Origin of the sequence: Mycobacterium sp. ST-F2 (assembly GCF_001905655.1) — a bacterium.
Lineage (GTDB): Bacteria > Actinomycetota > Actinomycetes > Mycobacteriales > Mycobacteriaceae > Mycobacterium.
In genome coordinates, this window is the sequence record NZ_JMHT01000034.1 from 1 (window position 1) to 26,608 (window position 26,608).

The window sequence follows — 26,608 nt, forward strand, 5'->3', positions numbered from 1 at the left end:
ACAGCACAAAGGCGCCCACGAAAACCCGTGGAGCGCCACTAGTGTTCGATGTATGGGATTGACCGACTTAGCTGTCATCGACGAGGTCTACACCGGCCTCGACGTGGCGCAGGCGCGGGTGGCGTGCCTGGATTACCGCACCCTGTCAGTGCCCGAGTTGTTGGCGCTGCAGTCCCACCGCGAACAGCTACGGTGTGCCGCCGAAGCCGTGGACCACCAGATCCTGACCGCGCTGCAAACCCACACCACGGCGAAAGACATCGGGGCGAAAAACTGGGCCGACGTGCTGCGCACCCGGGACCGGCTCGGCCTGGAGGAATCCCGCCGCCGGGTCCGGCACGCCGAGCTGCTCGGCCCCCGCTGGTCATTGACCGGGGAGCCACTGCCGCCGCTGCGGCCGCATGTCGCGGCCGCGGTCGCCGCCGGGGCGATCAATGGTGATCATGTCGATGTCATCGAGTCGTTCTTCACGAAACTGCCCACCTGGGCCGACCTGGCCACCCTCGACGAGTGTGAGCTGGCGCTGGTGGCCGCTGCCCGCAATCTGACCCCCGAGGCTCTGCGGTCGGTGGTCCGGCGCAAGCTCTACGAGTTGGATCAGGACGGGCCGCCACCCGATGACCGGGAACCCGACCCGTACCGAGACCGGGCGCTGGTGTTGTCAAAGCAGCGCCCCGACGGCAGCAGCGAGCTGCGCGGCCGCCTTACCCCGACAGCGCGGGCCACCTACGAAGCGTTGATGGTCAAATACGCCGCGCCCGGCATGTGCAACCCCGCCGACCCGGTGCCCTGCACCTCCGGAACGCCGACTCAGGAGCAGATCGACAATGACCGGCGCACCCTGGCGCAGCGTCAGCATGACGCCTGGGAAACCATCGGCCTGCTGCTGCTCTCCGGGGATTTGGGGGAACGCAACGGGTTCCCGGTCACCATCGTGGCGACCTGCACCCTCGAGCAGCTCGAGGACCGGGCCGGGGTCGCCGTGACGCACACCGGCAGCACACTGCCGGTCAAGGACCTGCTCAACCTGGCTGCCCGCACCGGGGCAAGTTGCTATCTCACGGTGTTCGACAACCATGGTGATGTGCCGTTGTATCTGGGGCGGGCGCGGCGCACCGCCACCACCGGCCAGCGCCTGGCCCTATTCGCCCGCGACCTGGGCTGCACCCGCCCCGAGTGCACTGTCCCGGCCGCGGGTTGTCAGGCCCACCACATCCCCGGATGGACCCACGACGGACAGACCAACATCACCACCATGGCCCTGGCCTGTGGCGGCGACAACCGACTCGAAGACACCACCGGCTGGACCACCACCATGAAAAACGGCCGAGCCCACTGGACCCCACCACCACTACTCGACACCGGCCAACCCCACACCAACCACTACTGGCACCCAACGCTCTACCCACCCGAGAGCGGAGACGAGGGCGGCGAAACAGACAGTCCCACAAGGTGATACGGCGCGCAAGGGCGCCGTTCATCCACGACGCCTCGCTGCGCCGCGCTGCCGGCCGGCTACAGGCCCAGCGCGCCGGCCAGTTCACGCAGGCCCGGCCGCGGGTCGGCGGTCGGATGCTCCGCGAGCACCTGGACCACGACGTGGTCGGCGCCGGCATCGAGGTGCGCCTTGACCTTGGCCGCGGCGTCTTCGACGCTGCCCATCCCGACCAGGGCGCGCGCCAGTCGCTCGGATCCACCGCGGACCAGATCGCTGTCGTCGAAGCCCTGGCGCAGCCACGAGTTCCGGTAGTTGGGCAGGCCGCTGTAGACGTTCAGGTGCTCGTGGGCGCGGCGCAGCTGGTCGGCGTCATCGCCACCGATCGCCACAGCCTGCTCGGAGACGATCCACTTGTCCGGCCCGAGGATTTCCCGCGTCGTCGCTGTGGCGGACGGCAGGACCAGGTAAGGGTGCGCACCGTCGGCCTGGCTGCCCGACAGTTCGATCATCTTGGGGCCCAACGCCGCGAGCAGTCGCGGCGGTCGGCCCACGCCGGGTTCGATGGCGTCCGGCACGGCGGCCATGCGCTCCAGGTAGCTGCGCATCGTGGCGAGCGGCTTTTCATAGGTGCCGCCCATCCCGCGCTCGACCAGCGGCCCGTGACTGACCCCGAGGCCCAGCACGAACCGGCCCGGGTACAGCGCGGTCAGCGTGCGGGCACCGGCTTCGGCGGCAGACGGCAGGCGCACGTGAATGTTGGCGATGCCCGTGCCGACCACCAGCCGGTCGGTCGCCGCGAGGAATGCCGCCGACTCGGTGAGACACTCCTTGCCGACGGTCTCGGGCAGGAACAGCGAGCCGTAGCCCATGGCTTCGATGTCGCGGGCCACCTCTTGCGCGGCCGGCATGGCCCAGCTGTCGCTGGCCCACCAGACGCCGATGCGGGACGGAAAGTCGATGCGCGCGCGTTCAGTCACCACTCCACCATCGCCTACCGCCGGTCGTGCCGTGACGCGGGGTCACCCCTGCAGCCGGCCCGACAACTCGTGGGCCTGCTCGAGAAGCAGGCGACCCAGTTCGCGTCGACGGCCGGCGCGGAACCGCGTCTCGACACCGGTGAGACTCAACGCCCAGCCCGGCAGGCCGCGCCGGTCGAACACCGCTGCCGCCATGCCCCAGCTGCCTTCGACCAGCAGCGCGGGATTGACGGCGTAGCCGGCACGCCGGGTCTGCTCGATGCGTTTGCGAATGGCGGCTTCGGAATGCGTTTGCCCCCATTTGGTTTCGGGCTGTTCCCGGGAGAAGTAGTCGTCGACCTCGGCGGCCGGTAGATGGCTGAGGATGGCCAGCCCGGCGCTGGCCACCCCGAGCGGGAACCGGATGCCGACCTGCAGGACGTGCGAACGCAACGGGAAGCTGCCCTCCTCGCTGAGCACGCACACTGTCTGATCACCGCGGCGCGCGGAGAAGAACGCACTCTCGCCGGTCTCGCGGGCCAGTCGCGTCACGACGGCCCGCGCCTGATCGGTCACGTCGTGGTGTTGGGCCGCGCCGACACCGAGCAGATACAGCTCGGGTCCGAGTGACCAGCGCCCGGTTTTCTGATCCCGGCTGACCAGATGTTCGTCGGCCAGTGCCGTGAGCAGCCGGTGCGCCGTCGGCCGGGCCAGGCCGGCCAACTTTCCGAGCTCGGTGGTGGAGGCGCCGTCGGGTTCGGTTGTGGCAACGGCCCGCAGCATCGCCCCGACGCGAGCCACGACATTCGGACCGGTCATCACCACATCCTATGCGTTCACTGGTTGAACGCACATGACAGCGGTGCTCACCCTGTGAACACTTTTGACCGGCTTCCAACAGAGACTTGCCATGTCAGCGGCGCCACGTGAAAAGTAGGTCCCGCGTTTACTGGATGAACGGAGTGCCATGACCTCGAAGGTGTACGCCTCGGCCGCCGAAGCGGTCGCCGACATCGGTGACGGCGCCACGCTGGCCGTCGGCGGATTCGGATTGTGCGGCATCCCCGACCAATTGATCGATGCCATCGCCGCATCGAGTGCCACCGACCTCGAGGTGTTCTCGAACAACTGCGGCGTCGACGGCGTCGGCCTCGGTGTGCTGCTCGGCCTCGGCAAGGTGCGCCGGGTCACCGCGTCGTACGTCGGGGAGAACAAGGAGTTCGCCCGCCAGTACCTGTCCGGCGAGCTCGAGGTGGAACTCACCCCGCAGGGCACGCTGGCCGAGCGGATGCGCGCCGGCGGCGCCGGCATCCCCGCGTTCTACACCCCGGCCGGCGTCGGCACCCCGGTCTCCGACGGCGGTCTGCCGTGGCGCTACGCGGCCGACGGTTCCGTCGCAGTTGCCTCGCCGCCCAAGGAGATTCGCAAATTCAACGGCAAGCGCTACGTGCTCGAGGAGTCGATCAACGCCGACTTCGCGCTCGTGCACGCGCTGCGCGCCGACACCGCGGGCAACCTGGTCTTCAACAAGACCGCGCGCAACTTCAACCCCCTCGCCGCGATGGCCGGCCGGATCACCATCGTCCAGGTCGAGGAACTGGTGCAGCCCGGCGAGATCGACCCCGACGACGTCCACCTGGCCGGCGTGTTCGTGCAGCGCATCGTGCACACCGGGCCGCAGGACAAGCAGATCGAGAAGCGCACCGTGCGCGCGAACGAGGGAGCCGCGAAGTGACCGCGCCCACCGGCTGGAACCGTGACCAGATGGCCGCCCGCGCCGCGGCCGACATGATCGACGGCGAGTACGTCAACCTCGGCATCGGCCTGCCCACCCTCATCCCCGGCTTTCTGACAGGCGACGTCCACGTCACCCTGCACTCGGAGAACGGCATCCTGGGGACGGGCCCGTACCCCACCGAGGACGACGTCGACCCCGACCTCATCAACGCCGGCAAGGAAACCGTGACGGTGAATCCCGGTGCGGCGTACTTCGATTCGTCGCTGTCGTTCGGGATGATCCGCGGCGGCCACATCGACACCGCCGTACTCGGCGGCATGGAGGTCTCGCGCACCGGCGACCTGGCCAACTGGATGGTGCCGGGCAAGATGGTCAAGGGCATGGGCGGCGCCATGGACCTGGTGCACGGCGCGTCGCGGGTCATCGTGCTCATGGAGCACACCGACAAGGCCGGTAACCCCAAGATCGTCCCGGTCTGCACGCTGCCGCTGACCGGTCAGGGTGTGGTCGACCGGATCATCACCAACCTGGCCGTCATCGACGTGCCCGGCGACGGCACGCTGATCCTGCGCGAGACCGCCCCCGGCGTGAGCGTCGAGGATGTCATCGCGGCGACCGGCGCCGAGCTGACCGTGCAGCTCGACTAGGTGGTTAATTACGCCGTTCGGCTGATGTGTTGCGCCCCGCTCGGCCCGATAGTGACTTCTATCGGAACCGAGGGAGACATCGATGACCATCGCCACGAACGCCGTCGTCGACGTCTCGGATGCCGGCCTGCCCAGGATCGATTACGAAACCATCGATGATCCGGCGGCGGCCCACCGGATGATCAAGGAGGTCCGCCGGCAGTCGCCCGTGGCCATCGGGCCGCACGCACCGGAGGTGCTCAGCTACGAATTGGTCCGTACGGTCCTGCGCGACTCGCGGTTTCATCAACCCGGCGTGCGCGGGCTGGTGCCGCGCGGAGTCACCGGAGGTCCGTTGTGGGATCGCATCGGCAGTGCACTGCTCAGTCTCGACGGTGATGAGCACACTCGGCTGCGGAAGCTGGTGTGCAAGGCGTTCACCGGCAGGGCCGTGGGCAGGCTCGATTCGCTGATCGACTCCATCCTGGCCGAGTTGGTCGATCCCGTTGCCGCCGTGGGGCGTTGCGATATCGTCGCCGACGTCGCCCAGCCCTATCCCATCCCGGTGATCTGCGCACTGTTCGGCGCGCCGCGTACCGACTGGCGGATGATCTCGGATTGGACCGACGACATCTTCAAGATGTTCTGGTGGGATGTGGCGGCCCACGAATCCGAAATCCTCACGGCCTGGCAAAAGTTCGACGACTACATCGACGCGATGATCACGGACCGCCGCGCCGCGCTGACGGACGACCTGCTGTCGGGCCTCATCCGGGCGGAGGACGACGGCGACCGGCTGAGCCATTCCGAACTGCTCATGCTGTCCATGGGGATCCTTGCGGCGGGGACCGACACCACGCGCAACCAACTCGCCGCCGCCGTCGACACCTTCTGCGATCACCCGGACCAATGGGCGCTCCTGGCAGCACATCCCGAGTTGGTGCCCCAGGCCGTCGACGAGGTGATGCGGTTCGCGCCGATCGTGCTGAACGTGCCACGGTATGTCACCGAAGACGTGGAGCTGTCGGGGTTCCTCTTTCCGCGGGACTCGCTCGTCGTCGCCAATACCGCTGCGGCGAACCGTGATCCGCTGGTGTACGACAACCCCGATCAGTTCGACATCACGCGGCAGGAGGCACCGCCGATGCTCACGTTCGGTGGCGGTGTGCACTACTGCCTCGGCTCGCATCTCGCGCGCCTGGAACTGGTCCGTGCGCTCACGGTGCTGGCGCAGCGGATGCCGAACATTCGCCGTACGGGTCCGGCCCCGTGGAAGCCGTTGATGGCGGTCAGCGGGCCGCAGACACTGCCGGTGGAGTTCGACGCCGGGCATTGATCATGTGAGTGGTTGCGATTCTTCCGCGCGGGTACCCCGAGTTCGGCAGGCTGTCAGGAGCCGCCATCGGGGTCACGACGCAGAAGAGGAGCACTTCATGAAGATCGGCATCATCGTGGGATCGATTCGGGATGGCCGCGCAGGTGCCGGTGTCGGCACCTGGGTGGCCGAACAGGCAGCAGGGCGCGACGACGCCCAGCTCGAGCTCCTCGACCTGAAAACCTTCGACGTGCCGCTGCTCACCTCTGCCACCGTCCCCGCCGCGGCCAAGAAGCAGTACGAATCCGAGAACGTCCGGCGGTGGAGTGCGGCGATCGACGCCTGCGACGGGTTCATCTTCGTCACCCCCGAGTACAACCACGGTGTCCCGGGTGCGTTCAAGAACGCGGTGGACAGCCTCGGTTCTGAATGGTTCGGCAAGACAGTGGCTTTCGTGTCCTACGGTGCCGACGGCGGGGTGCGCGCCGTGGAACAGTGGCGACAGATCGTCGCGAACTTCCAGATGCTCGACGTCCGCGCCCAGGTTTCGCTGTCCCTGTTCACCGAGTTCGGCGCCGATGGATTCACCCCGCTGGAGCGACGTGCCGGAGAACTGGCTGGGCTGCTGGACCAATTGATCAGGTTGACCAAGAGGGTGACCAGTAGCTGAATTCGACCTGCCCCGGGCATAGGTTACCTACGCCATGACCGTGAACGGGTCGGCGCCCTTGATCGGCCTGCGCAGCTCCTTGATTTCGTCGTCGAGCGTTGCCGACTTGTCGCGGGGCCAGGTGTAGTTCGGGTCTTGATCCTGACGAAGCCTCTCCCACAGCATGATTCGCAACGCCCGGGCGAAGGAGACCTTTTCGAAGCCGAGCGCGGTACCGTCGACCTTGCTGGTGAACCCGACCCCGAACTCGGCGTCGGCGAATAGACCCGTGCTGGTGAAGGACGGATGCCAGAAGTTGGCCGAGCCGATGATCACAAACGCGTCGTCAGTGTGGTCATCGAAGATCCAGACCTTCGAGTGCACGAACTTCTTGCCGTTCGGCACCTGCAGCAGCACCGGAGGATTGGTCCCGCCCTTCAGCGTCTGAACCAGCGGGTCACGCAGGGACGGATTGGCCGCGTGACCTCTTGTGTTGCTGACAACCACCAGTTTCACGCCGCGGCTGATGGCGTCCTGAAGCAGGTCGTCCAATGAACGAGGAAGGTCGGGCACATCCGAGCGCTCCCGCGGCGACGATCCGCCGGTCGGGTTGGTTCTCGTCGGAGCAGCTCCCATCGTTTGGAAGAACTGCTCCTCGATATAGATCGACTTGGTAGCGGCCCCGATAGCTCGGGACAACAGGCTGTAGTAGGTGTGGTCGCCGTTCTTGGCGTACGTGCGTTTCCAATTCGTGGTGTCCGCAGGGAATGGCGGGTAGGTGCGGACGAACTGCACGCGGTGGGCATCTCCGCTCCCGGGCGGTATCGACTGCTGCGTCGAGCTGAGCCCGCCCAGTGGCGGTTTCAGCGATTCCCAGCGCTCCTCCAGTGTCTTGCGTCCCAAATGCGCTCCAGCCCCGATGATCTCGGCCTGCACATCGAACCATCCAGGATCGGTGCGTCTCTTCAGCGTGACATCCATGCCACCGACGAACAGGTGCGAGGTCGAGCCCAGTTTGAAGAACGCCGCCTTCTGGTGGAACACCGCGTTGGGGTGCAGCTGCTCATCGACAACTGCTTCGGTGATCTTCTCTGCGATCGCGTCGGCAACCTCCTTGGCGTTGTCGCTGTACGAATGCGAGCGTGTCAACATCAAGCGAATTCGCGCTTTTCGCCCCAGCGCTCCATGCAGGCAGCTGAGCAGACTCAGCATGCCGAACTTCAGCGTCAGCAACATATCGAGAGTGAAAGCCCAACCGACCAAAAAGATTTCGCAGTTCTCCTTGGCTTGCGACATCAGTGCGGCAAGCCGGTCGAAGTACGACTGATAGTCGGCGTAGACCTTGATGTCCGCGGTCGTCACCGTCTGAAAGCACCATTCGTCAGGTGAGCCGGGCCCTCCCGCCGGGAGGAACCAATCGGTCACACCTGGCGTCCGGTCTTCGGGTCGTAGGTGACCTCGACGGGCACCACCTGGTCGGTCGGAAGCACCTCCACCCATTGGTCGAATACCTGGAAGTCTTCAGTGCCGGGCGTCGCGCGAAAACCTCCGTCGAGCGGATAGAACCCGTGCTCGTAGACCTTGTCGATGGGGGTCGCCGACACCCTGTTGTCGTCGTTGATCTCGTCACTCGGATAGCGGCCCACCTTCAGGGCGTCGCTGTGTTTCTTGGCCACCATGTCGCACAGGTGGTTGATGGCGTCGCGCACCGTGGGAGATGGTCCGGTGTGAGGAATCTGGGCCAGTTCGTCGGCCGGCGCCGTGTACTGATCGTCCAGTCCGTCGGTGCCTTCGATGTGGAGCCGCTGCAGCCAGTTCATCGCCGCGCGTTCCTTGCCCGGCCGAATCGGGATCACCGCCTTGACCCACGGCGCGTTGAGGAACGCGTTGCGAAGGTTGTCCCCATCGAGCTGCATCAGCCAGCCCAATGACGCGCCGAGCTTCGCCGGATGGGATTCCTCGGTGATGTAGTAGTCGTCGACGCGGTTGTCGGCACCGCCCCACGACACCGTGTCCATGGATGCGATCTGGCTGGGGTGGCCGGCGGTCGCCGACACGGCACTCGTGATGACGTTCTTCGTGGCCTCGGACTTCGACTGGCTGAATATCGATCCCACCCTCGCGGCGTCGTGCAGGACCGGCGACGCGGCGATGTCCGACGGCGTCCGCAGCCCGCCCAGCGATTGGTGGCTCTGGTGCAGGCGGGGGCGCCACCATTCGGGTGCCACGAAGTAGAGCATCTTGTCGACGTCGAAGATCGTGTTGAGCAGCTCGGAGACGACGTGCCGGGTGCGGTCGTCAGGCATCGGCAGGTCCTTGGTCAGCATCTCCTGAATCAGGCTGCGGTACACGATGATTCGTTCCTCCTCGCGGAGGTCTTCGAAGGGGCGCGGCTCGATGTTGCTGGCCTTGTTGATCCGGTCGCGGGCTGCTTCGACGAACGCCTTCTCGTATTCGCGGCGAGTCTGCTCGGTGAACTTCTCGGTCGCCGCGGCGTTCTTGACATTGACGTCGTCGAGCGCGGCTTGGGTCGGCTGCCACGTGACCTTCGCCGTCACCCGCAGCGGCGAGACGTTGCGGAAATTCACGTACTCGAGGTGGATGCCGAACGACATGTCACCGGGCGAATCCTCGACGAGATGGCGGACCGAAATCTCGATGTCGTTGCCGCCGTAGTCGAATTCGATGATGCCTTTCTCGACCTTGCCGTCCGGGCCGAACTCGTAGCCCGGCCGGTCACACACGGCGACGAAGCCGTCGAAGTCGGCCTTGATCCGCTCCGGGTCGCCCTCGGTCGTATCGAGGTTGACCTCCTTGCCGTCCTTGTACGCCTCGTCCATGTCGTCTTCGGGGATCGTGTCCTCGGTCATGGGCACGAACGGAATGTCGATCGGGTACTCCGTCACGAACGGCGTCGGCATCGGAATGGACTCCGGCGGCGGCACACTGCCCAACTCCGGGTCCTTGGCCAGATGCACGAGATTGGCAACGCCGAGCTGGCGACCGGGGTCGTCGACATAGGTCTGCCAGCACAGGTACGTCCCGATGTCCTGCACCTGGACGCCGACCTGCCGCATCTTGCGCCGCAGTTCGTAATTGAGGAGCTTGTCGCCGTGGTTGGCGAGAACGTAACGGCGGCTTGACGTGTCGGTCGTTTCCGTCACCGTCCGGAAGGTCGTCTTGTAATTCTTGCGGATCTCCGTGGACAGCTTCTCGGTCTGCTCCCGCATGCGCTTGTGGGTGACCTCCCGCGCCGTCGATTGCGTCTTGCCGATGTCGATTTTGGCGGACGCGCTCGCGCTGCCCCCGATCCAGCTCTGGTTCGCCGTGGTGTCGACCCCGAACTTGGTGTCAGATTTGTTGTCGGTCTTGACCGCGTCGGACAGTTCGTCCTGCTCGGTCGTCGACTTCTCCGACTTGAGCACCGTCTCCGTCGAGCTCTCCGTCATACGTTCCTGGAGAGTCTTTCGCGTGCTGATCTCGACCAGCTCGACGGTCGCGCCGGGGCTCATCCAGACGTGGCCCACCGGCGGCCCCAGAAAGGTGTCGAACTCGAAGAAGTACTGGCGGAACAGGTGCACGATCCCCAGCGGTGACAGGCTGACCCGATCCAGATCACGAAACGGGTCCATGTACTCGAGCGGGTCCCGGAACTTGAGTAGCGCCAGCAGTCGGTCGAGGTTCTTGTCCGGCCGATAGAACAGGTTCTTGAGTTCGTCGAAGTGCTGGTTCTCCTTGAGGTACAAGATGAAACCGGCGACAGCGGACTCGCGGCTCAGCTGACCGGCAACCATGTCGGTCAGGCCCTCCGACCGCCGGGCAGACTCGGCGCCGACAGCGTCGTGGCTCAGCGCCGCGGTGTGCCACTGCTGAGTTTTCGGGATCACCACCTTGTCCAGCGTCTTCTGGATTTCCGCGGGCACGATCGCCCGGTCCCAGACCGAGGGGTGGTAGTCGGCGAGCGTCGGTAGCGACTGCGCGATGCGTTCCAACACGAAGCTGCCACCGAACCGTGTCTCGGCATCCCGTAACTGCGCAGGCTTGAGATTCGCGATGTGGACCAACGGCTTTCGGTCGTCGAGCTTGAGTTCGAACTGGCTCTTGAACTTCTTGTACAGCGACTCGAAGGCCATGGCCTTGTCTACGGCGAAACCGCGGTCCCACCGGTTCGCCATACGCTTGGCGCGCCAACCCAGCATCGGCTGATAGACACCGAAGATCTCGCTGGCATAAGGAAGGACATTCGCGTAAGCAGAAAAATCCGTGATCCTCTTCATGAGAAGACGATAGTTCTCAGCCGCTTCCCAGGAAGGCAATCGCGCCGGACGGTCAGCTCAGGTTTGTTGCGGGTTCGGCCCGGTATACCCGACGGCCGGCGGGGCGGCGCGGCGCCCGTTCCCGGCGCGCCACGGTCCGCGCCAGCACGCCGCGCACCAGCGGCACCGGCGACCACCAGAACCACCGCCCGAGCAGCCCGGCGATGCCCGGCACCACGAACGTCCGCACGATCAGGGTGTCGATCAGCAGGCCGACGCCGATGGTGGTGCCGACCTGTTCGATGCTCAGCACGTCGCTGGACAGCATGGCGAACATGGTGATGCCGAAGACGATTCCGGCGGTGGTCACGACACCGCCAGTGCCGCCGAAGGCGCGGATCATCCCCGTTCTCAGCCCGCCGGTAATCTCCTCGCGCAGCCGCATGGTCAGCAGCAGGTTGTAGTCCGCTCCGACGGCCACCAGCGCGATCAACGCGATGGACGGCACCGCCCAGTGCAGGTCTTTGCCCAGCAGGTACTGCCAGATGAACGTGCTCACCCCGAGCGCCGAGGCATACGACACCACCACCGTGCCGATCACGACCGCCGCAGCCACCGGGCTGCGCAGCATGATGAGGATGATCAGGAACACCAGCGCCAGCGCGACTCCGGCCAGCAGCAGGAAGTCGTCGGAGACGTAGCCGCGCAGCTCTGCCGTACCGGTGCCGAAACCGGTGACATACACGGTGTTTCGGACCAGCGTGCCCTCTTTCGTCGCCTCCCGCACTGCCGCGAGGATCTCGGGTGAGCGCAGCGCCCCGTCGGTGCCGAACACCTTGCCGTCGCCGTAGACGAGCAGGCGCGTCGATCGGCCGTCGGGCGCGAAGTACAGCCCGGCGGCGCGCTGGAAGCGTGGGTCCTGCCAGGCGCGCTGCGGCAGATAGAAGCCACCCGAGGCGCTGTCCTGGAAGTCCGCCCGCACCCCGCGCAGATAGTCCGTCAGCCCGGTGAACATGCCGCGGGTCTCGCCCACGGTCTTGGTCAATTGTGCTGTCACCGAACCGAGTTGGTCGACGGCGGCGCGCATCGACCGCACCGACGCCTGGGCACCCGTCAGCGACCGGGCCATGTCCGTGGTACCGGCGCTGAATCCCACCGTGCTGTCGGTCAGGGTGCCGGTGGCTGCCACGACGGAGTCCATGGGTTCGACGACTCTGAGCACCAGCGAGCAGATGGCGTCACCCGCGCAATTCGGGTTGGCGTTCGTGAAGCCGCGCAGCGGGTCCATGTACTGCGACACCGTCGTGACGTTGTCGCGCAACTGCTGCATGCCACCGTGCATGGCATCGATCCCCGAGCCGAGCTGCCCGAGCCCGCGCACGCTGCCGCCGAGCCCGTTCTGCAATTGCGTTATCGCCGAAGAGAACTGGTCCAATGTGCCCGAGAGCTGGTTGACCGCGCCCAGCCGCTTGCTCAGCTGGGCCGCCCCGTCGTCGAGCTGATCGGCGATGGTGCCGGCCTGGTCGGTCAGAGCCGCCTGCTCGGGCACCGAGCCCGACGGGCGCGACGCGGACTGCACCATGCGAATACCGGGAATCTCCATGACCTTTCGGGTCACCCGCTCGACAGCGATGACACCGGCCGGGTTGCGCAGGTCGTGGTCGGTCTCGATGGAGACGATCTCGGGCAGCAACCGGTTGGGCGGGAAATGGCGGTCCATGGCCTGGTACCCGCGGTTGGCGTGCGTGGAATCCGGTTGAGCGGCAAGCTCATCGAAGCCCAGCCGCACGCCGACGACCGGCAGGGCGCAGACCACCAGGACAAGGCCCGAGGCCACCAGCACCGGCCCCGGCCAGCGGGTGACGACGGTGCCGACCCGGCGCCAGCTCCGACCGGGCACCTTGACGGTGGCGCGCGCCCGGGGTTGAGCCAGACCATGCCGGCCGGCCAGCCCGATGAACGCGGGCAACAACGTCAGAGAGGCGAACATTCCGGCGAGAATGCCGATGGCACAGGGCAAGCCGGCACTGCGCAGCATGCCGACCTGAGCGAACAGCAGGCACGCCAGCGCTGCCGCGATGGTCAGGCCCGACGCCGCGATCACCGGCGCGACGCTGCGGTTCGCGATCACCAGCGCGTCCTCGTGGTCGACGCCCGCGCGCCGCTGTTCGTGATAGCGACCCAGCAGGAAGATGCCGTAATCCGTTGCCGCACCGAGCACCATCGCGGCCAGCAGAGATACCGAGAAGATCGACACCTCGATCAGATCCCGCTCCCCCAAGGTCGCCACGACGCCCCGCGCGACCCCGAGGCCCAGCCCGACGGTCAGCAGCGGAATCGCCGCCGTGACCACCGACCGGTACACGACGAACAACAACACCGCGATCAGTGCCACCGTGACCCCGGTGATCATCAGCATCTGCTTGTCGATCGCGGTCAGCTCATCGGCAATGGTGGCACCGGGCCCGGTGACGTACGCGTGCAGGCCCGCCGGCGCGGGCGCGGCAGCGACCATCCACCGCACCGTATCCAGCGCGGCATTGGCCTTGGCCGCGCCGAGCTCGCCGCGAATCCGTAGCATCGTGTAGACGGCCTTGCCGTCGGTGCTCTGCGCGCCCGCTGCGGTCACGGGGTCGGACCACAGATCCATCACCGAATCCACGTTCTCGGTATCCGCGCGCAATGTGCTCAGCAGGCGCTCGTAGTAGGCCCGCTCGGGCGCGCCGAGCGGGCGATCACTCTCCAGCACCAGGTAATTGAGGTTGCCGCCCGAGCCGTCGTGGAACTGCCGGTCCATCTGTACCCCGGCCAGGTTCACCGGAGCATCCGCGGGCAGGAAGCCCCGCGCATGGGTGTGTGCGGTGGTTTCCACCTGCGGCACAAGGAGATTGCCCGCCGCCGCGGCCAGCACCCACAATCCGATGATCAGGACCGCGAAGCGGCTGCAGAATCTTGCGATGGCGTCCCACATGGCATCCGAAGCTACGAGCGGGCAGGGTTCGGAAGCGTCGTGCTGCGGACGAGACCCCGCCTCCTACCGTGGTAGGACACCCGGGCCACCCCGCGGATGATGTCGAAACCCCGGCGCCGGCTCTACGCTGGCGGTATGGCCTGGCTCCGTGACTTTGCGCTGCGTCGGCGCGGCCTCGTGGCCTACCAGTACCCGTTCACGGTCCCGATCGTCATGTACACCGGCACGCTGGTGGTCGCGGCGACCGCCGCGACACAACGGGATTTCGCCAAGCCGTGGCTGCTGTTCGTCGCCGTCGGACTGGTGTTCGCGCCGATCGTCGCGTTCATCGTGGGCGGCTACAAGCCTTCGACAGCCGTCAGCGCGGCGTCGGTGCTCGTCGGGGTGACGCTGCTGTTGCTGTGCTGGCCACCGGTCTTCCTCGACGCGGCGCCGTTTCTGTTGATGTTCATGCTCGGTGAGGTGTTCGCACTGGGTCCGTTGCGCATCGGCTTCGCGAGCCTGCTCGCCAGTGCGCTGCTGCTGGTCGGGGCGTCCCGCGCGGGGCACCTCACCACGTTCGTGCCGTACCTGCTGTTCTTCCTGGCCATCGCCGCGATGATGGGGCACATCCTGCAGTTGCAGCAGCGCCTTGTCCTGGAGGAGCGTGCACGCCAGGCCGCCCTCGCCGAGCAGGCCGCGGCCGATGAGCGGCGCCGGATCGCGCGCGAGGTCCACGACGTGATCGCCCACTCGCTGTCGGTGACCATGCTGCACCTGACCGGGGCCCGGCGCGCCCTACAAGAAGACAACGACGTCGACGAGGCGGTGGACGGTCTGCTCGACGCCGAGCGTCTGGGACGACAGGCCATGTCGGACATCCGCCAGACTGTCGGCCTGCTCGGCGCGCGAGATTCCGCCCCGTTACGGCTGGCACCGGAGCCCGGGTTGTCCGACATCCCCGATCTGGTGACGAGTTTCGCCGACGCGGGATTGCACGTGGAGTCGAGCATCGAGGTCGACCCGGAGTCGGTCACTCCCGGGATCGGCCTGGGGCTGTACCGGGTGGCGCAGGAATCGTTGGCGAATATCGCCAAGCACGCCCCGGCGTCGGCGGCGCGGCTGCGGCTTTATCTGGAGAAGGGCACGGCCATCCTGTCTGTCACCAATGAACTGACACGACCGGTCACCGGCGAGGCGACGGGCGCCGGTTTGCCGGGGATGCGCCAGCGGATCGCATTGCTCGACGGGCAGTTCGAAGCCGGACCGGGACCGGGCGGCTGGACGGTGCAGGCCCGCATCCCGGTGGCGACGGTGCCGGAGGCGCACTGCGCCATGCACCGAATTCTGATGCCACGCCATGAGGTTCGCCATGACTGACGTGGGCGTCCTGCTGGTCGACGACCAGGAACTCGTCCGCTCGGGCCTGCGCCGGATCCTGCGGCGCAAGGACGGCTTCGCCATCGTCGGAGAGTGCGCCGACGGTGACGAGGTGCCGCGGGAGGTGCTCCGGTGCAGTCCCGACGTCGTGGTGATGGATCTGCGCATGAAGCGGGTCAGCGGCGTCGACGCCATCCGGGCATTGCGCACCAATGGCGGTCCACCGGCCTTGGCGCTCACCACGTTCGACGACGACGACCTGTTGTCGGCGGCACTGCGCGCCGGGGCGTCGGGGTTCGTCCTCAAGGACTCACCGGCCGAGGAACTGATCCGGGCCGTGCATGCCGTCGCGCGCGGCGAGGCGTATCTCGATCCGGCCGTCACGGCCCGGGTGCTGAACGGCTACCGGCGCGCCCCCGGCGCACCGTCCGACGACGTGGCCGACCGGCTCACCGCCCGCGAACTCGACGTGCTGCAGCTGATCGGGTCCGGCGCGACCAACGCCGAGATCGCGGGCCGCCTGGTCATCTCGGAGGTGACGGTGAAGAGCCACATCGGGCGCATCTTCACCAAACTCGACCTACGGGACCGGGCGGCGGCGATCGTCTACGCCTACGACCACGGCGTGGTCGCGCCGAAATAGCCGAACTGCCTACTCGGCGAAAACCCCGCGCATGGCGTCGGCGCCGAACATCGGCTCCATCATGGCCGAGAAGTCCGGGCCGCGACGCAGCCCCTGGCCGCCGTCGACGTTGATGACCTGACCCGAGATGTACGCGCCCCCGTCGCTGAGCAGGAACAGGGCCAGGTTGGCGACGTCCTCGGCCTCGCCGGCCCGGGGAATCGGGGTGCACTCCGTGTAGTCGTCACGCACCTGCGGGATTTGGAAGATGCTGGCCGCCACGAGATCGGTGCGGATCAGCCCGGGGCGGATGCTGTTGGCGCGCACCCACGAGGCGCCGAGCTCGTCGGCCGCCAGCTGGACCAGGTGGTCGAGCGCGGACTTGGTGACGCCGTACGGCCCGAACCAGCGGTGGGTGTTGCTCGCCGCGATCGACGAGATGCCGACGAACGAGCCGCCGCCGCCGCGCACCATCGCCCGACCGGTGTGCTTCAGCACGTACATGCTGCCGTTGACGTTCAGGTCGACGGTCTTGCGCCACATCTCGGAATCCTGGTGCGTGATGGGCCCGACGGTCAGCGAGCCACCGGCGCAGTGCACGGCGCCCCACAGCTTCCCGTTGAAGGCAGTGGCCGCCTCGACGGCACGGATGACGTCGTCCTCGTTTGTCACGTCGGCGACCTCGTACCGAATCGCACCGGGTCCGCCGGCAGCCGCGATCTCCTCGACGGCAGATTGCAGCGTGGCCTCGGTGCGGCCGACGATGAGGGCGTTGCCGCCGGCGGCCACGACGCCTTGTGCGACGGCCTTGCCGATTCCGCTGCCACCGCCGGTGATCAACACCGTCCGATCTGTCAGCCAACCCTGGACTGAAAACTGCACCGACGTTCTCCTCATAGACAGGTCGACGGGGACATATCTTGTATACACTTTTCAAAAGTTGTACACAATGCTGGTCGGGCGGCCAATTTCCGCACTCGCTGCACGGCACCTGGGCGTACGCTGAAATTTTCCCCGACGAAAGCGTGACGCCATGGCCATCCACCCGATGTACCAACGGCTCCTGGTCACCGGCGGCTTCGCCATCGCGACGGTCGCCGCTCCCGCCTTGTTGGCTCTCGTCAGCCCGGCGGCGACCACACTGCTCGGAGACACCAACTGTCCGCCGGGCATGACGGAAAACCCCGTCAGCGGCTCCTGTTACGGGAGCGGCAACGTCCAGGCCCCCGGGCCGGTCGAAGCGGCCCCGAACCAGCTCGGCGAAGTCGATGGCATTCCCTGCACCGGCCGCAACACCGGCGAATGCATCGGTCTCTCAGAAGAGCAGGTGCCCGGCGTGCAGCCGCACTGATCGGTGGGTTCGAGCCCGTAACAACAGTCGCCTAAGGTTGTGTAATGCCCGCAAAAACTGATCCCGCCGATATCGGCGACGTGGAGCCCCTGGCCGACAGCACCGCCCGTCAGGCCCGCCGGGTCGTCGCCGCGTACGCCAACGATGCCGACGAATGTCGCATGTTCCTGTCCATGCTGGGTATCGGGCCCACGAAGCTCGACGCGTGACGGCCCGCGGAGGCAACGACGCTTCTGCGGCGTCCACCGCGAGTCCCAAAACCCCCAAGGGCGGTAAGTCCGCCGCCAAGCCCGTCGGCAACTGCGACTTCGTCGTGGTCGCCAATCGGCTGCCCGTCGACATGGAGCGGCTCCCCGACGGTTCCATCACCTGGAAGCGCAGCCCCGGCGGTCTCGTCACCGCACTGGAACCGCTGCTGCGCAAGCAACGCGGCGCCTGGATCGGCTGGCCCGGCATCGCTGACAGCGACGAAGAGCCGATCGTCCAGGACGAGCTGACCCTCTGCCCGGTCAGCCTCTCGGCCGACGACATCGCCGACTATTACGAGGGCTTCTCCAACGCGACGCTGTGGCCGCTGTACCACGACGTCATCGTCAAGCCCATTTACCACCGGCACTGGTGGGACGCCTACGTCGCGGTCAACCGGCGCTTCGCCGAGGCCACGGCCCGCGTCGCGGCGAAGGGCGCGACCGTCTGGGTGCAGGACTACCAGCTGCAGCTGGTCCCCAAGATGCTGCGGGAGCTGCGTCCCGACCTGACCATCGGGTTCTTCCTGCACATCCCGTTCCCGCCCGTCGAGCTGTTCATGCAGATGCCGTGGCGCACCGAGATCATCGAAGGCCTGCTCGGCGCCGACCTGGTGGGCTTCCACCTGCCCGGCGGCGCGCAGAACTTCCTGGTGCTGGCCCGTCGACTGCTCGACGCCAACACATCGCGTCACACCATCGGTGTCCGGTCCCGGCTCGGCGAGGTGAGCCACGACGGCCGCACGGTCAAGGTCGGCGCGTTCCCCATCTCGATCGACTCGGCGGCGCTGGACGCCCAGGCCCGCAGTCGCACCATCCGGCAGCGTGCCCGTCAGATCCGCGATGAGCTGGGCAACCCGCGCAAGATCATGCTGGGCGTGGACCGGCTGGACTACACCAAGGGCATCGACGTGCGGCTGCGCGCGTTCTCGGAGCTGCTCGCCGAAGGCCGGGCCAACCGGCACGACACCGTGCTGGTGCAGCTGGCCACTCCGAGCCGGGAGCGCGTGGACAGTTACAAGGTCATGCGGGAGGACATCGAGCGCCAGGTCGGGCACATCAACGGCGAGTACAGCGAGGTCGGTCACGCGGTGGTGCACTACATGCACCGGGCGATCGGCCGCGAGGAACTCATCGCGTTCTTCGTCGCGGCCGACGTGATGCTGGTGACGCCGCTGCGCGACGGCATGAACCTGGTGGCCAAGGAGTACGTGGCATGCCGCAGCGACCTCGGCGGCGCCCTCGTGCTCAGCGAATTCACCGGCGCCGCAGAGGAATTGCGACGGGCGTACCTGACCAACCCGCATCACCTGGACGGGGTCAAGGACGCGATCGCCGAAGCCCTGACCCAGTCCCCCGAAGAGGGACGACGCCGCATGCGCGCGCTGCGCCGGCAGGTGCTGGCCCATGACGTCGACCGCTGGGCCCGGGCGTTCCTCGACGCCCTGTCGCACACCCGCGACTGACCGACCAAGAACTCAGGCCCCGGAGCACCGCTCCGGGGCCTGAATCATGTTGGGGTACTAGAAGATCGGCGTCATTTCGTCGATCAGCCACTTGCCGTCGATCTTGCGGTAGTCGACCTTCAGCCGGCTGCCCTCGTAGTTGGGCTGCTTGCGCTCATCGGTGATGACCCGGTTCACGAACGCGAGGACCGTGCCCGAGTCGCGGTGCGACGAGATCATGCCCGCGCCAACCACATTCACCTGGCTGATCAGCTTGCGCTTCACCGCGTCGTTGAAGATGTTGTTCTTGGCCGTCAGTTCCTCGTACCGCTTGCGGAACGCCGGCGTCATCAGCGTCAGTGCCTGCGTCGTGGAACGCTGCACGCTGCTGTACTCGTAGCCGAGGATCTGTGGGATTTGGGACCTGGCCAGGCTGGGCAACTCGTCGGCCGTCGCCTGTTCGCCGGAGAGCTCCACGTGGTTCCAGAACGCCGAGCCGCCGAGCGCCCCGAGCGCCACCACGGCGACCGCCAGCAGGGCGCCGAGCGCCACCAGCAACCGGTTCATCAGTTGCCTCCGTCCGGGTACTTGATGTCGTAGGCCGCCATGTGTCCGCTGTCGTCCTCGCGGATGAACACCCGCTGCCGGTACGGCGTCGACGGCTGGTTCACCCCGTTCATGTCGGACAGTGTCACGCGGACCGTCACGAGCACCTTCGCGATGTTGGAGGTGTTGTCGATACTCTCCAGTGCCGCCGCGGTGATGACCGCCTCCGAGTTGGCCTGCGTCTGCTTGAACAGGTACTTCAGGTTGTCGGCGTTGTTGCTCTGGTTCATCATGTCGCGCAGCGGGCCGGGGCCGATGCCATTGACGAAGCGGTTCACGCTCTCGTCGACGGTGTTCTGCGTGTAACTGAACATGTTGACCACGGTCTGCTTCGCGGTGTCCACGAACCGCTGATCACGGTCCTGCGTCGCCTCGATCTGTCCGTTGCCGTGGCGGAGGAACCAGGTGCCGCCGGCCAGGGCCGCCACCAGCACGGCGACGACCGCCAGGCCGATGGTCATGACCAGCGACCGGTGCGGTTGGCGGCGCGGTACCTGGATCGCGGGCCGCGCCTTGGAGGTCACCGATTCGGTTGATGATGTCTTGCTCGCGGTCGACGGTACCGCCACGTCGAGCACTGTTGCCTCTGCTGAACCGGCGGTGCCGGCGGGCCGTGAGGCCCGCCGACGCGCACGGGTCACCGGCGGCTTCGACGTCTCGTCCGTCGCAGCCGGTTCGTCACTCATTAAACCTGCCTTGGATCCTTCATCAGGTCGACCCAGGACTCGCCTGCGTCGCCGTTACTCGAGCCGGCGTTGAACACTCCCGTACCGCCGGCAGGGTCAGCGAAGACCCCGGTATTCGCATCGTACGTCGTGCTCTGCGGCCCCTTCGGCCCGCTAGCCTGCGGCTGGCCCTCGGGGCCGGGCGCCGGCGGGTTGTTGATCGCGTACGGCGGAGTCACCTGATCCGGCGGCGCGAAGAACGGCCAGGGCAGCGGCTGCGGACCCGGATCGCTCGGCGGGTACGGCAGCGGGAACGGCGCGTTGGGCGCAGGTCCCGGCCCGGCGGGCACGCCCGGCGGCAGCTGCACCGAGGGCGGACCCGGGTCGTAGTCGGCACCCGGCGGAATCATGGGGAACCGGTTCGGTGGCGTGATGTTCCGCGGGTCGGTGACCGGGGTGTCGTACGGCACTGGTGGACCGCGCCACGGGTTGCTGCCGATCGGCACGTAACCGCGGGGGTCACGACAGAGCTGGACCGTGGGTGCGCGCTTGCCCGGGTACTCCATGCACGGGTAGTTGCGGGCACCGCGCACAGTGCTCGGGTCGCTCTGCGCGGTCTTGCAGTACAAGTCATTCGGCAGATCGCGCACGGTGGTGTCAGCCGGCGTGCGGATCTCCGGCGCCGGGATGAAGCCCGTCACGCACGGCGGCTGGCCGAGGCTGATCTTGAAGTCCAGCTTGCCGCCTTCGTCGATGGGCAACTGGCCGGCGTCCGTCAGCAGTGCCGCGATCAGCGCCGGGAAGATGACCAGCGCTTGCTCGATCGACTTGTGGTAGATCACGCCGATCCGGCCGAAGTTGGCGAGGTTGGCCGCCAGCACCGGGAACGTCGGCCGGATGCCGTCGAACGTCTCGTTGACGGTGTCGACGGCGCCCGGGACGGTCTTGAGCACCGACCGAATCTGCGGGTCGGCCTGGGCGGCTTCGCCGGTCAGCGTCGCGAGGCTGCTGGCCATGGTCTTGAGATCGGCACCGGCGCGGATCTGCGCCTTGAGCAGCGGGCCGGCCTGATCGAGCAGCTTGTTGATCTCATTGGTATTGGCGTTGGCCTCGTCAACCAGCAGTCGCGACGACTGGATCATGCGCGACAGCTCCGGACCCGACCCGTTGAACGCCTTGAACGACTCCCGCAACAGGTCCTGCAAGCGGGTGTTGCTGATGCTGCTGACCAGACTTTGGGCCTGGTTGAGCAGGTCCACGATGTCCTGCCCGACCGCGGTCCGGTCGACGCCGATGGTGGCGCCGTTCTTGAGCATGTTCTTCGAGACGTTGGCGGGCGGCACCAGATCGATGTACTGCTCACCGATCGCGGACACGCTCTTGACCGTGGCGGTCACGTTGTCCGGCACCGGGGTGTCGGTGTTCAGTCGCATCCGCGCCGTCACGCCGTTGTCAGTCAGGCCGACGTTCGTCACGCGGCCGACCGTCACGCCGCGGTAGGTGACGTTGGCGTTCTGGTAGATGCCGCCACCGACGACGAACTTGGCGTCCACGTTGTAGACACCGAGGCCGACAGCGGCCGGCAGGTGCAGGTACGACGTCGTGATCAGCGCTAGGCAGATGACGGTGACGACGCCGAAGATCGCCAGCTGGAAACGCGCAAGACGGGTCAACAACATTACGGCTTCACCCCTCCATGTTGCGTCGCTGTGCCTGCTGGAATCTGGAACGGATCGGCGGCCTGTCCGGACAGGTTCGCCAGTGCACCCAACAGGAAGTCCGGCGGGTTGACCACTTCGTCCAGGTGCCTCATGTTCGGGTCGAATGCCCCCGAGGTGGGGAAGACGGTTTCCCCCAGGCGGCGCAGCGTCAGATCGAACGTCACGTAGACGTTCAGGTAGTCACCGCGCACCGCGTTGCGGAAGTACTTGCTGGAGAACGGGAACGTCGCCATCAGATCCTGGTCGTGGATGAAGTCGTCGGCGTTGTCGTTGAGCGCTTTGATGACCGGGAAGAGGTCCTTGAAGTCCGCCGCGAAGTCATCCTTGGTTGCGGCGATGACCTTGGCACCGACCACCGCGAGCTTCCGCAGCGCCGTGAATGCATCGACGATGTTCTTGCGGTTGTCGTTGAGGACCTTGATCGCACCGGGCAGCGTTTCCAGCGTGCGGCCCAGGCCGTCCTTGCTCTTGGCCAGGATCGAGGCGAAGCGGTTCAGCCCGTCCATGGCCCCGATGATGTCGGTGGTCTGCTTGTCCAGCGACGCGGCCAACTCCCCCAGTCGCGGGATGAAGTCGGCGAACTGCCCGGCCCGCCCCGCGACGGCGGCATAGGCCTCGTCGGTGATGTCCTGCAGCGCACCGAGATTGCCCTTGTTCACCACCAGGCCCAGCGACGACAGCACCTCTTCGGTGGTCGGGTACCGGCCGGTGTGCGCCAGCGGAATCTCCGAGCCCGGCTTGAGCCGGCCTTCCGGAGCCTCCCCGACCGGTTCCGACAGCTGCACGTGCTGCGAACCCAGCAGCGACGTCTGGGCGACCTTCGCCCTGGCGTTCGCCGGCAGCTTCACGTCACCGTTGATCGACAGCTTGACCGCGGCATAGAACGTGCCGTCGGGGCGCTGGACCGCGTCCAGGCCCGACACGCTGCCGACGGTGACGTCGTGGACCATCACCGGCGAGTTCTGCGGCAACGTCGCGACGTCGGGCAGCTGCACGGTGATCTGGTACGAACCGGCGCCGTGGCCCTGAGTGCCCGGCATGTCCAGCGAGTTCAGGCCACCGAACTGGCAACCGGCGAGCACCACGGCACTCGATCCGAGTGCGAGGACCTTTGCGACCGCCTTCATCAGTTGCCACCTCCGGCTTCAGCGGGCAGCGGTGCACCCGCCGGAGCTGCGGGCGCAGGGGCGGGTCCGGGCAGCGGGCCGGAACCGTTCAGCGGCGTCGAACCCGGCCCCACCGGCGGCGTGGCCGGCGAAATCTGGCCCGGAACGGCCGGCGGCGGCAGGATCAGGTCGCTGAGCGTCCCATCCGGCTGGACCTTCGGCGGGATGACTCCCGGTGCGGCATTCCACTGCAGGTACGGCACCGGGGTCTGCGCCTTGGCTTCGGTCTGCGGGGTGTCGTAGATGACCTGGCCCTTGTACGCCGTGATGCTGTTGATCGGGTGGAACAGGACCGGTGGGTAGTTCATCGCAATACGGCGCAGCACGGGGCCCATGCGCTGACGGCAGATCTCCGACCGTTTGTAGTTGTCCGGGGTGGCGCCGACGTCGAAGTTACCGCCGCACAGGAACTGCACGGGGTTGGAGAAGTTCGGCAGTGACAGCAGACCGTCCAGGGAGCCCTGCGCTGGGTTGTAGATGTTGTAGAAGTTGGCCAGACCGTTCGGCGTGACGTGCAGAATCTGCTCGATGTTGTCGCTGTTGTCGGTCAGCACCTGGGTGAATTCGGCCAGTTTGCCAACCTGGTCGATCAGGGCCGTGTTGTTGTCCTTCAGCAGGCTCTTGACGTCGCCCAGCGCCCGGTTGAGCGCGCCGAGGGTCTGGTCCAGACCAGCCGAGCTCTCCGCGAGCACCTGCGAGACCGACGCGACGTGGTCGGTGAACTGCACGATCTGCTCGTTGCTGTTCGACAGCGCGTTGACCAGAATCTGCAGGTTCTTGATGGTGCCGAAGAGGTCGCCACGCGAATCCCCAAGGCGCCCAGCGGTTTGCGACAACTCACGCAATGCGCTGCGGAACGAGTCACCCTTGCCGTCGAGGGTGTCGGCGGCCTGGTTGATGAACGCACCCAGCGGACCCTGGGGCGCGCCGTCCTGCGGACCGAGCTGCGCGCTGAGCTGCGTCAGCTGCTTCTTGACGTCGTCCCACTCGACTGGGACACCGGTCCGGCTCAGCGGCACCTCGGCGCCGTTGGCCAGCGCCGCACCACCGTCGTAGGCCGGGGTGAACTGCACGAACCGGGCGGCCACCAGGTTCGGCGAGATGATGATCGCCCGGGCATCCGCCGGGATCTTCACGCCGTCCTTCACCGTCATGGAGACCTTGACCGAATTGGGTTGCGGCTCAACCGAATCGATGGTGCCGACCGGTACCCCGACCACCCGCACATCGTCGCCGGCGTACAGGCCGACGGCATTGGTGAAGTAGGCCACGACCTTGTGGCCGCCACGCGACGGCCACAGCAGGTAGGCGCCACCGGCGACGACAACCACCAGTACGACTACGAGGGCGACGATTGCGCCGCGCGACTTCATGTTCTTCATCATGGCGACTTCGGCCTCACGACGATCCGTTCAGAGATGTAGCCCTTCAGCATGTCGCCGAGGCTGGCAGGCAGCTTGCCCGGCTGGAAGTACGTGTCGAGCAACACTTCCGACATCGTCGCCGGCGGCAGACCGTACAGGTTGATGTTGAAGCCCGGGCCGTTACCGACCACCTCACCCAGCGCGGTGGCGTAACCCGGCAACCGCTTGAGCGCCTCGCTGATGTGCTCCTTGCGCTTCAGCAGTTCGTCCAGCACCAGGTTCAGCTGCTTGAGGGCCGGACCGAACTCCCGCTTGTTGTCGGCGACGAACCCGGAAAGCTGTTGCGAGACACCACGGATACCGGAGATCAGCGTGCTCAGGGACTGGCGCCGTTCATCCAGTGCGGCGAACAGCTGATTGCCGTCGATCACCAGCTTGTTCACCTGGTCGGCGCGCTGCGCCAACGTGTCCGACACCTTCTTGGCGTGGCCCAGAAGTTGTTCGAGCGCCTGGTCGCGCTTGTTGAGGCTCCGCGACAGGGAAGCCACCCCGTCGAGCGCGCCACGAAGTTGCGGCGTCGCGTCGTGCAACGTGTCGGTCAGCACCTTGAGCGCCTGCTCCATCTGCGGCTTGTCCAGCTCACTGGTGTTCTGCCCGAGATCCTGCAGTGCGGTGTTGATCGTGTACGGAGTCGTGGTGCGGCCCAACGGGATAACCGTCGATTCTTTCGTACCCTTCGGGGTCACCCAGAGAGACTTCTGACCCAGCACCGTGTCGGTCTTGATCGACACCAGCGACTGGTCGCCGACCCGGATCTGGCGGTCGACGGTGAAGTTCACCTTCGCGGCCGTACCGGCGAGCTCCACGGTGCCCACCTTGCCGACCTTGATGCCCGAGACCCGGACGTCGCTGCCCGGCGTGATGCCACCGGCATCACTGAAGAACGCCGAGTAGTTCTTGCCCTGCGGATAGAACGGCAGTCCGGTGTACCCGAACGAGATCAGTACGAGGCACGTCACGATGAAGACGCCGAGTATGCCGGTGCGGACCGGATCCTTTTCCGGCTTAGCCATTTTCGGAGCACCTGCCCTTCGACGGATCCGCCGGACCACCGAACGGCACGATCAGGTCGCTGCCCGCCGGGCCGCTCATCTTGATCTTGACCGAGCAGTAGTAGATGTTGAAGAACGCGCCGTACGCGCCCAGGGCGTTGAGCCGCAGGTAGTTCTCGGCGAGGTTCTCGATGACCGGGTTCACTTCAGCACGGCGCTCATACATGCGCTGCGCGAACGGGCGGGCGTTCTCGATGACGCCCTGCACCGGGCGCCGTGACTTCTGCAGCATCTCGGTCAGGTCGTTCTCGGCCGAGGCCAGCGGGCCGATGGCACCGGCGATCGGGTCGCGTCCCTCTGCCAGGCCGGTGATCAGCTGCTGGAGCTGGTCGATGCTGGTGTTGAACTGCGACCCCTTGGAGTCGACCGTGGCGAGCACCGTGTTGAGGTTGGTGATCGTGTCGCCGATCAGCTGGTCACGGTCGGCCAGGGTCTGGCTGAACGAACCGGTGTTGGACAACAGGTCCGAGAGCGCGCCCCCCTGCCCCTGCAGGGCCTCGATCATGGCGGCGGTGATTTCGTTGACCTTCTTGCCATCCAGGCCCTTGACGACCGGGCGCAGACCACCGAGCAGGGCGTCGAGGTCGAGCGCCGGCTGGGTGTTGGCGAGGACGACGGTGCCGCCGGCCGGCAGCTTGCGCAGCTCGCCGGGACCGGAGGTGATCTCCATGTACCGGTCGCCGACCAGGTTCTGGTAGCGGATGACGGCGCGACTCGAGCTGTACAGCTGATAGCGGTCGTTCAGAGTGAACTTGACGTCGACGGTGTTGTCGTTCTTGAGCTTGACGCTCTTGACCGAACCAACCTGCACGCCCGCGATGCGGACGTCCTCACCGGCCTTGAGCCGGGACGCGTCGGTGAAGTTGGCGTGATAGGTGTTCGACGAGGCGAACCGGAACTGGCCGAACACGACGACCAGACCGGCGGCGACCAGCAACATCACGACGGTGAACACCGTGACGTTGATCATTTCGCGCCTGTGTCTCATGGGCGGCCCCACTCA

General features: G+C 66.6%; 23 protein-coding genes. 10 read left to right on the forward strand and 13 right to left on the reverse strand.

What is annotated here, in order from left to right:
- Nucleotides 1-52: 52 nt before the first annotated feature.
- The gene (locus tag EB75_RS13980) at nt 53-1,456 is read left to right on the forward strand and encodes an HNH endonuclease signature motif containing protein (RefSeq protein ID WP_073695989.1); all 1,404 of its coding nucleotides are present in this window, start codon (nt 53-55) and stop codon (nt 1,454-1,456) included.
- A gap of 59 nt (nt 1,457-1,515) precedes the next feature.
- On the opposite strand, the gene EB75_RS13985 is transcribed toward EB75_RS13980, so the two are convergent.
- Together EB75_RS13985 and EB75_RS13990 are read right to left on the reverse strand one after the other, a co-directional pair.
- Nucleotides 1,516-2,415 (reverse strand): LLM class F420-dependent oxidoreductase, encoded by a 900-nt coding sequence (locus EB75_RS13985; protein WP_073696045.1) that lies wholly within the window; start codon nt 2,413-2,415, stop codon nt 1,516-1,518.
- Nucleotides 2,416-2,457: 42 nt separating this feature from the next.
- Nucleotides 2,458-3,213 carry an IclR family transcriptional regulator gene (locus tag EB75_RS13990; RefSeq protein ID WP_073695990.1) on the reverse strand — a complete coding sequence of 252 codons (756 nt, stop codon included), beginning with the start codon at nt 3,211-3,213 and terminating at the stop codon, nt 2,458-2,460.
- Between the two features lie 148 nt (nt 3,214-3,361).
- Here EB75_RS13990 and EB75_RS13995 point away from each other — a divergent pair, with 148 nt between their 5' ends.
- The 4 genes from EB75_RS13995 to EB75_RS14010 all read left to right on the forward strand — a co-directional run bounded on the left by EB75_RS13995 (nt 3,362) and on the right by EB75_RS14010 (nt 6,743).
- Nucleotides 3,362-4,129 (forward strand): CoA transferase subunit A, encoded by a 768-nt coding sequence (locus EB75_RS13995; protein ID WP_073695991.1) that lies wholly within the window; start codon nt 3,362-3,364, stop codon nt 4,127-4,129.
- The gene (locus EB75_RS14000) at nt 4,126-4,779 is read left to right on the forward strand and encodes a 3-oxoacid CoA-transferase subunit B (protein WP_064857292.1); all 654 of its coding nucleotides are present in this window, start codon (nt 4,126-4,128) and stop codon (nt 4,777-4,779) included. The genes EB75_RS13995 and EB75_RS14000 overlap by 4 nt, the downstream gene beginning before the upstream one ends.
- 82 nt (nt 4,780-4,861) lie before the next feature.
- A complete protein-coding gene (locus tag EB75_RS14005) occupies nt 4,862-6,094 on the forward strand; it encodes a cytochrome P450 (protein ID WP_073695992.1) in 1,233 nt (410 codons plus the stop codon).
- A 97-nt stretch (nt 6,095-6,191) separates the two neighbouring features.
- A complete protein-coding gene (locus tag EB75_RS14010; RefSeq protein ID WP_073695993.1) occupies nt 6,192-6,743 on the forward strand; it encodes an NADPH-dependent FMN reductase in 552 nt (183 codons plus the stop codon).
- A gap of 27 nt (nt 6,744-6,770) precedes the next feature.
- Here EB75_RS14010 and EB75_RS14015 read toward each other — a convergent pair whose 3' ends face one another.
- Genes EB75_RS14015 through EB75_RS14025 form a run of 3 tightly spaced genes read right to left on the reverse strand, consistent with a single transcriptional unit; the run spans nt 6,771 to nt 13,949 of the window.
- Nucleotides 6,771-8,084, reverse strand: coding sequence for a phosphatidylserine/phosphatidylglycerophosphate/cardiolipin synthase family protein (locus EB75_RS14015; protein WP_073695994.1), 1,314 nt, complete (start codon nt 8,082-8,084; stop codon nt 6,771-6,773).
- 59 nt (nt 8,085-8,143) lie between these two features.
- Nucleotides 8,144-10,999, reverse strand: a complete 2,856-nt coding sequence (locus EB75_RS14020) for a hypothetical protein (RefSeq protein ID WP_073695995.1) — start codon at nt 10,997-10,999, stop codon at nt 8,144-8,146.
- Nucleotides 11,000-11,051: 52 nt separating this feature from the next.
- Nucleotides 11,052-13,949, reverse strand: coding sequence for an MMPL/RND family transporter (locus EB75_RS14025; RefSeq protein WP_073695996.1), 2,898 nt, complete (start codon nt 13,947-13,949; stop codon nt 11,052-11,054).
- Nucleotides 13,950-14,084: 135 nt separating this feature from the next.
- Here EB75_RS14025 and EB75_RS14030 point away from each other — a divergent pair, with 135 nt between their 5' ends.
- Complete coding sequence (locus EB75_RS14030; RefSeq protein WP_073695997.1) at nt 14,085-15,308, forward strand: sensor histidine kinase; 1,224 nt, start codon at nt 14,085-14,087, stop codon at nt 15,306-15,308.
- Nucleotides 15,301-15,951, forward strand: coding sequence for a response regulator (locus EB75_RS14035; protein ID WP_073695998.1), 651 nt, complete (start codon nt 15,301-15,303; stop codon nt 15,949-15,951). Before EB75_RS14030 ends, EB75_RS14035 begins: the two co-directional genes overlap by 8 nt.
- 9 nt (nt 15,952-15,960) lie before the next feature.
- Here EB75_RS14035 and EB75_RS14040 read toward each other — a convergent pair whose 3' ends face one another.
- On the reverse strand, nt 15,961-16,812 hold the full coding sequence (locus EB75_RS14040; RefSeq protein WP_286150192.1) for an SDR family oxidoreductase: 852 nt from the start codon (nt 16,810-16,812) through the stop codon (nt 15,961-15,963).
- Between the two features lie 151 nt (nt 16,813-16,963).
- On the opposite strand from EB75_RS14040, the gene EB75_RS14045 reads away from it, so the two are divergent.
- The 3 genes from EB75_RS14045 to EB75_RS14050 are packed head-to-tail and all read left to right on the forward strand — an operon-like array spanning nt 16,964 to nt 18,992.
- On the forward strand, nt 16,964-17,281 hold the full coding sequence (locus EB75_RS14045; RefSeq protein WP_073696000.1) for a hypothetical protein: 318 nt from the start codon (nt 16,964-16,966) through the stop codon (nt 17,279-17,281).
- Between the two features lie 44 nt (nt 17,282-17,325).
- Nucleotides 17,326-17,490: a hypothetical protein gene (locus EB75_RS28805; RefSeq protein WP_090562895.1), complete on the forward strand. Its 165-nt coding sequence runs from the start codon at nt 17,326-17,328 to the stop codon at nt 17,488-17,490.
- Nucleotides 17,487-18,992, forward strand: coding sequence for an alpha,alpha-trehalose-phosphate synthase (UDP-forming) (locus tag EB75_RS14050; protein WP_073696001.1), 1,506 nt, complete (start codon nt 17,487-17,489; stop codon nt 18,990-18,992). The genes EB75_RS28805 and EB75_RS14050 overlap by 4 nt, the downstream gene beginning before the upstream one ends.
- A 57-nt stretch (nt 18,993-19,049) precedes the next feature.
- Here EB75_RS14050 and EB75_RS14055 read toward each other — a convergent pair whose 3' ends face one another.
- From EB75_RS14055 to EB75_RS14085, 7 genes are read right to left on the reverse strand one after another with little or no spacing between them, the layout of a single operon-like run.
- Nucleotides 19,050-19,538 (reverse strand): mammalian cell entry protein, encoded by a 489-nt coding sequence (locus EB75_RS14055; RefSeq protein WP_043984613.1) that lies wholly within the window; start codon nt 19,536-19,538, stop codon nt 19,050-19,052.
- Complete coding sequence (locus tag EB75_RS14060; protein ID WP_071285614.1) at nt 19,538-20,263, reverse strand: Rv1363c family protein; 726 nt, start codon at nt 20,261-20,263, stop codon at nt 19,538-19,540. The genes EB75_RS14055 and EB75_RS14060 overlap by 1 nt, the downstream gene beginning before the upstream one ends.
- On the reverse strand, nt 20,263-21,918 hold the full coding sequence (locus EB75_RS14065; RefSeq protein ID WP_071285702.1) for an MCE family protein: 1,656 nt from the start codon (nt 21,916-21,918) through the stop codon (nt 20,263-20,265). Before EB75_RS14065 ends, EB75_RS14060 begins: the two co-directional genes overlap by 1 nt.
- 2 nt (nt 21,919-21,920) lie before the next feature.
- Nucleotides 21,921-23,090 (reverse strand): MCE family protein, encoded by a 1,170-nt coding sequence (locus EB75_RS14070; RefSeq protein WP_073696002.1) that lies wholly within the window; start codon nt 23,088-23,090, stop codon nt 21,921-21,923.
- Entirely contained in the window at nt 23,090-24,511 is a 1,422-nt protein-coding gene (locus tag EB75_RS14075) for an MCE family protein (protein ID WP_073696003.1), read from the reverse strand. Before EB75_RS14075 ends, EB75_RS14070 begins: the two co-directional genes overlap by 1 nt.
- Nucleotides 24,511-25,566: an MCE family protein gene (locus tag EB75_RS14080; RefSeq protein ID WP_071285619.1), complete on the reverse strand. Its 1,056-nt coding sequence runs from the start codon at nt 25,564-25,566 to the stop codon at nt 24,511-24,513. Before EB75_RS14080 ends, EB75_RS14075 begins: the two co-directional genes overlap by 1 nt.
- Nucleotides 25,559-26,593, reverse strand: a complete 1,035-nt coding sequence (locus EB75_RS14085; protein WP_071285621.1) for an MCE family protein — start codon at nt 26,591-26,593, stop codon at nt 25,559-25,561. Before EB75_RS14085 ends, EB75_RS14080 begins: the two co-directional genes overlap by 8 nt.
- Nucleotides 26,594-26,608 lie beyond the last annotated feature (15 nt).

Excerpts from the sequence above, each read along its gene's own strand:
- EB75_RS13980 (WP_073695989.1), top strand. The coding sequence starts at position 53 with ATGGGATTGACCGACTTAGCTGTCATCGACGAGGTCTACACCGGCCTC.
- EB75_RS13990 (WP_073695990.1), bottom strand. The coding sequence starts at position 3,213 with ATGACCGGTCCGAATGTCGTGGCTCGCGTCGGGGCGATGCTGCGGGCC.
- EB75_RS13995 (WP_073695991.1), top strand. The coding sequence starts at position 3,362 with ATGACCTCGAAGGTGTACGCCTCGGCCGCCGAAGCGGTCGCCGACATC.
- EB75_RS14005 (WP_073695992.1), top strand. The coding sequence starts at position 4,862 with ATGACCATCGCCACGAACGCCGTCGTCGACGTCTCGGATGCCGGCCTG.
- EB75_RS14010 (WP_073695993.1), top strand. The coding sequence starts at position 6,192 with ATGAAGATCGGCATCATCGTGGGATCGATTCGGGATGGCCGCGCAGGT.
- EB75_RS14020 (WP_073695995.1), bottom strand. The coding sequence starts at position 10,999 with ATGAAGAGGATCACGGATTTTTCTGCTTACGCGAATGTCCTTCCTTAT.
- EB75_RS14025 (WP_073695996.1), bottom strand. The coding sequence starts at position 13,949 with ATGTGGGACGCCATCGCAAGATTCTGCAGCCGCTTCGCGGTCCTGATC.
- EB75_RS14030 (WP_073695997.1), top strand. The coding sequence starts at position 14,085 with ATGGCCTGGCTCCGTGACTTTGCGCTGCGTCGGCGCGGCCTCGTGGCC.
- EB75_RS14035 (WP_073695998.1), top strand. The coding sequence starts at position 15,301 with ATGACTGACGTGGGCGTCCTGCTGGTCGACGACCAGGAACTCGTCCGC.
- EB75_RS14045 (WP_073696000.1), top strand. The coding sequence starts at position 16,964 with ATGGCCATCCACCCGATGTACCAACGGCTCCTGGTCACCGGCGGCTTC.
- EB75_RS28805 (WP_090562895.1), top strand. The coding sequence starts at position 17,326 with ATGCCCGCAAAAACTGATCCCGCCGATATCGGCGACGTGGAGCCCCTG.
- EB75_RS14055 (WP_043984613.1), bottom strand. The coding sequence starts at position 19,538 with ATGAACCGGTTGCTGGTGGCGCTCGGCGCCCTGCTGGCGGTCGCCGTG.
- EB75_RS14060 (WP_071285614.1), bottom strand. The coding sequence starts at position 20,263 with ATGAGTGACGAACCGGCTGCGACGGACGAGACGTCGAAGCCGCCGGTG.
- EB75_RS14070 (WP_073696002.1), bottom strand. The coding sequence starts at position 23,090 with ATGAAGGCGGTCGCAAAGGTCCTCGCACTCGGATCGAGTGCCGTGGTG.
- EB75_RS14075 (WP_073696003.1), bottom strand. The coding sequence starts at position 24,511 with ATGAAGAACATGAAGTCGCGCGGCGCAATCGTCGCCCTCGTAGTCGTA.
- EB75_RS14080 (WP_071285619.1), bottom strand. The coding sequence starts at position 25,566 with ATGGCTAAGCCGGAAAAGGATCCGGTCCGCACCGGCATACTCGGCGTC.
- EB75_RS14085 (WP_071285621.1), bottom strand. The coding sequence starts at position 26,593 with ATGAGACACAGGCGCGAAATGATCAACGTCACGGTGTTCACCGTCGTG.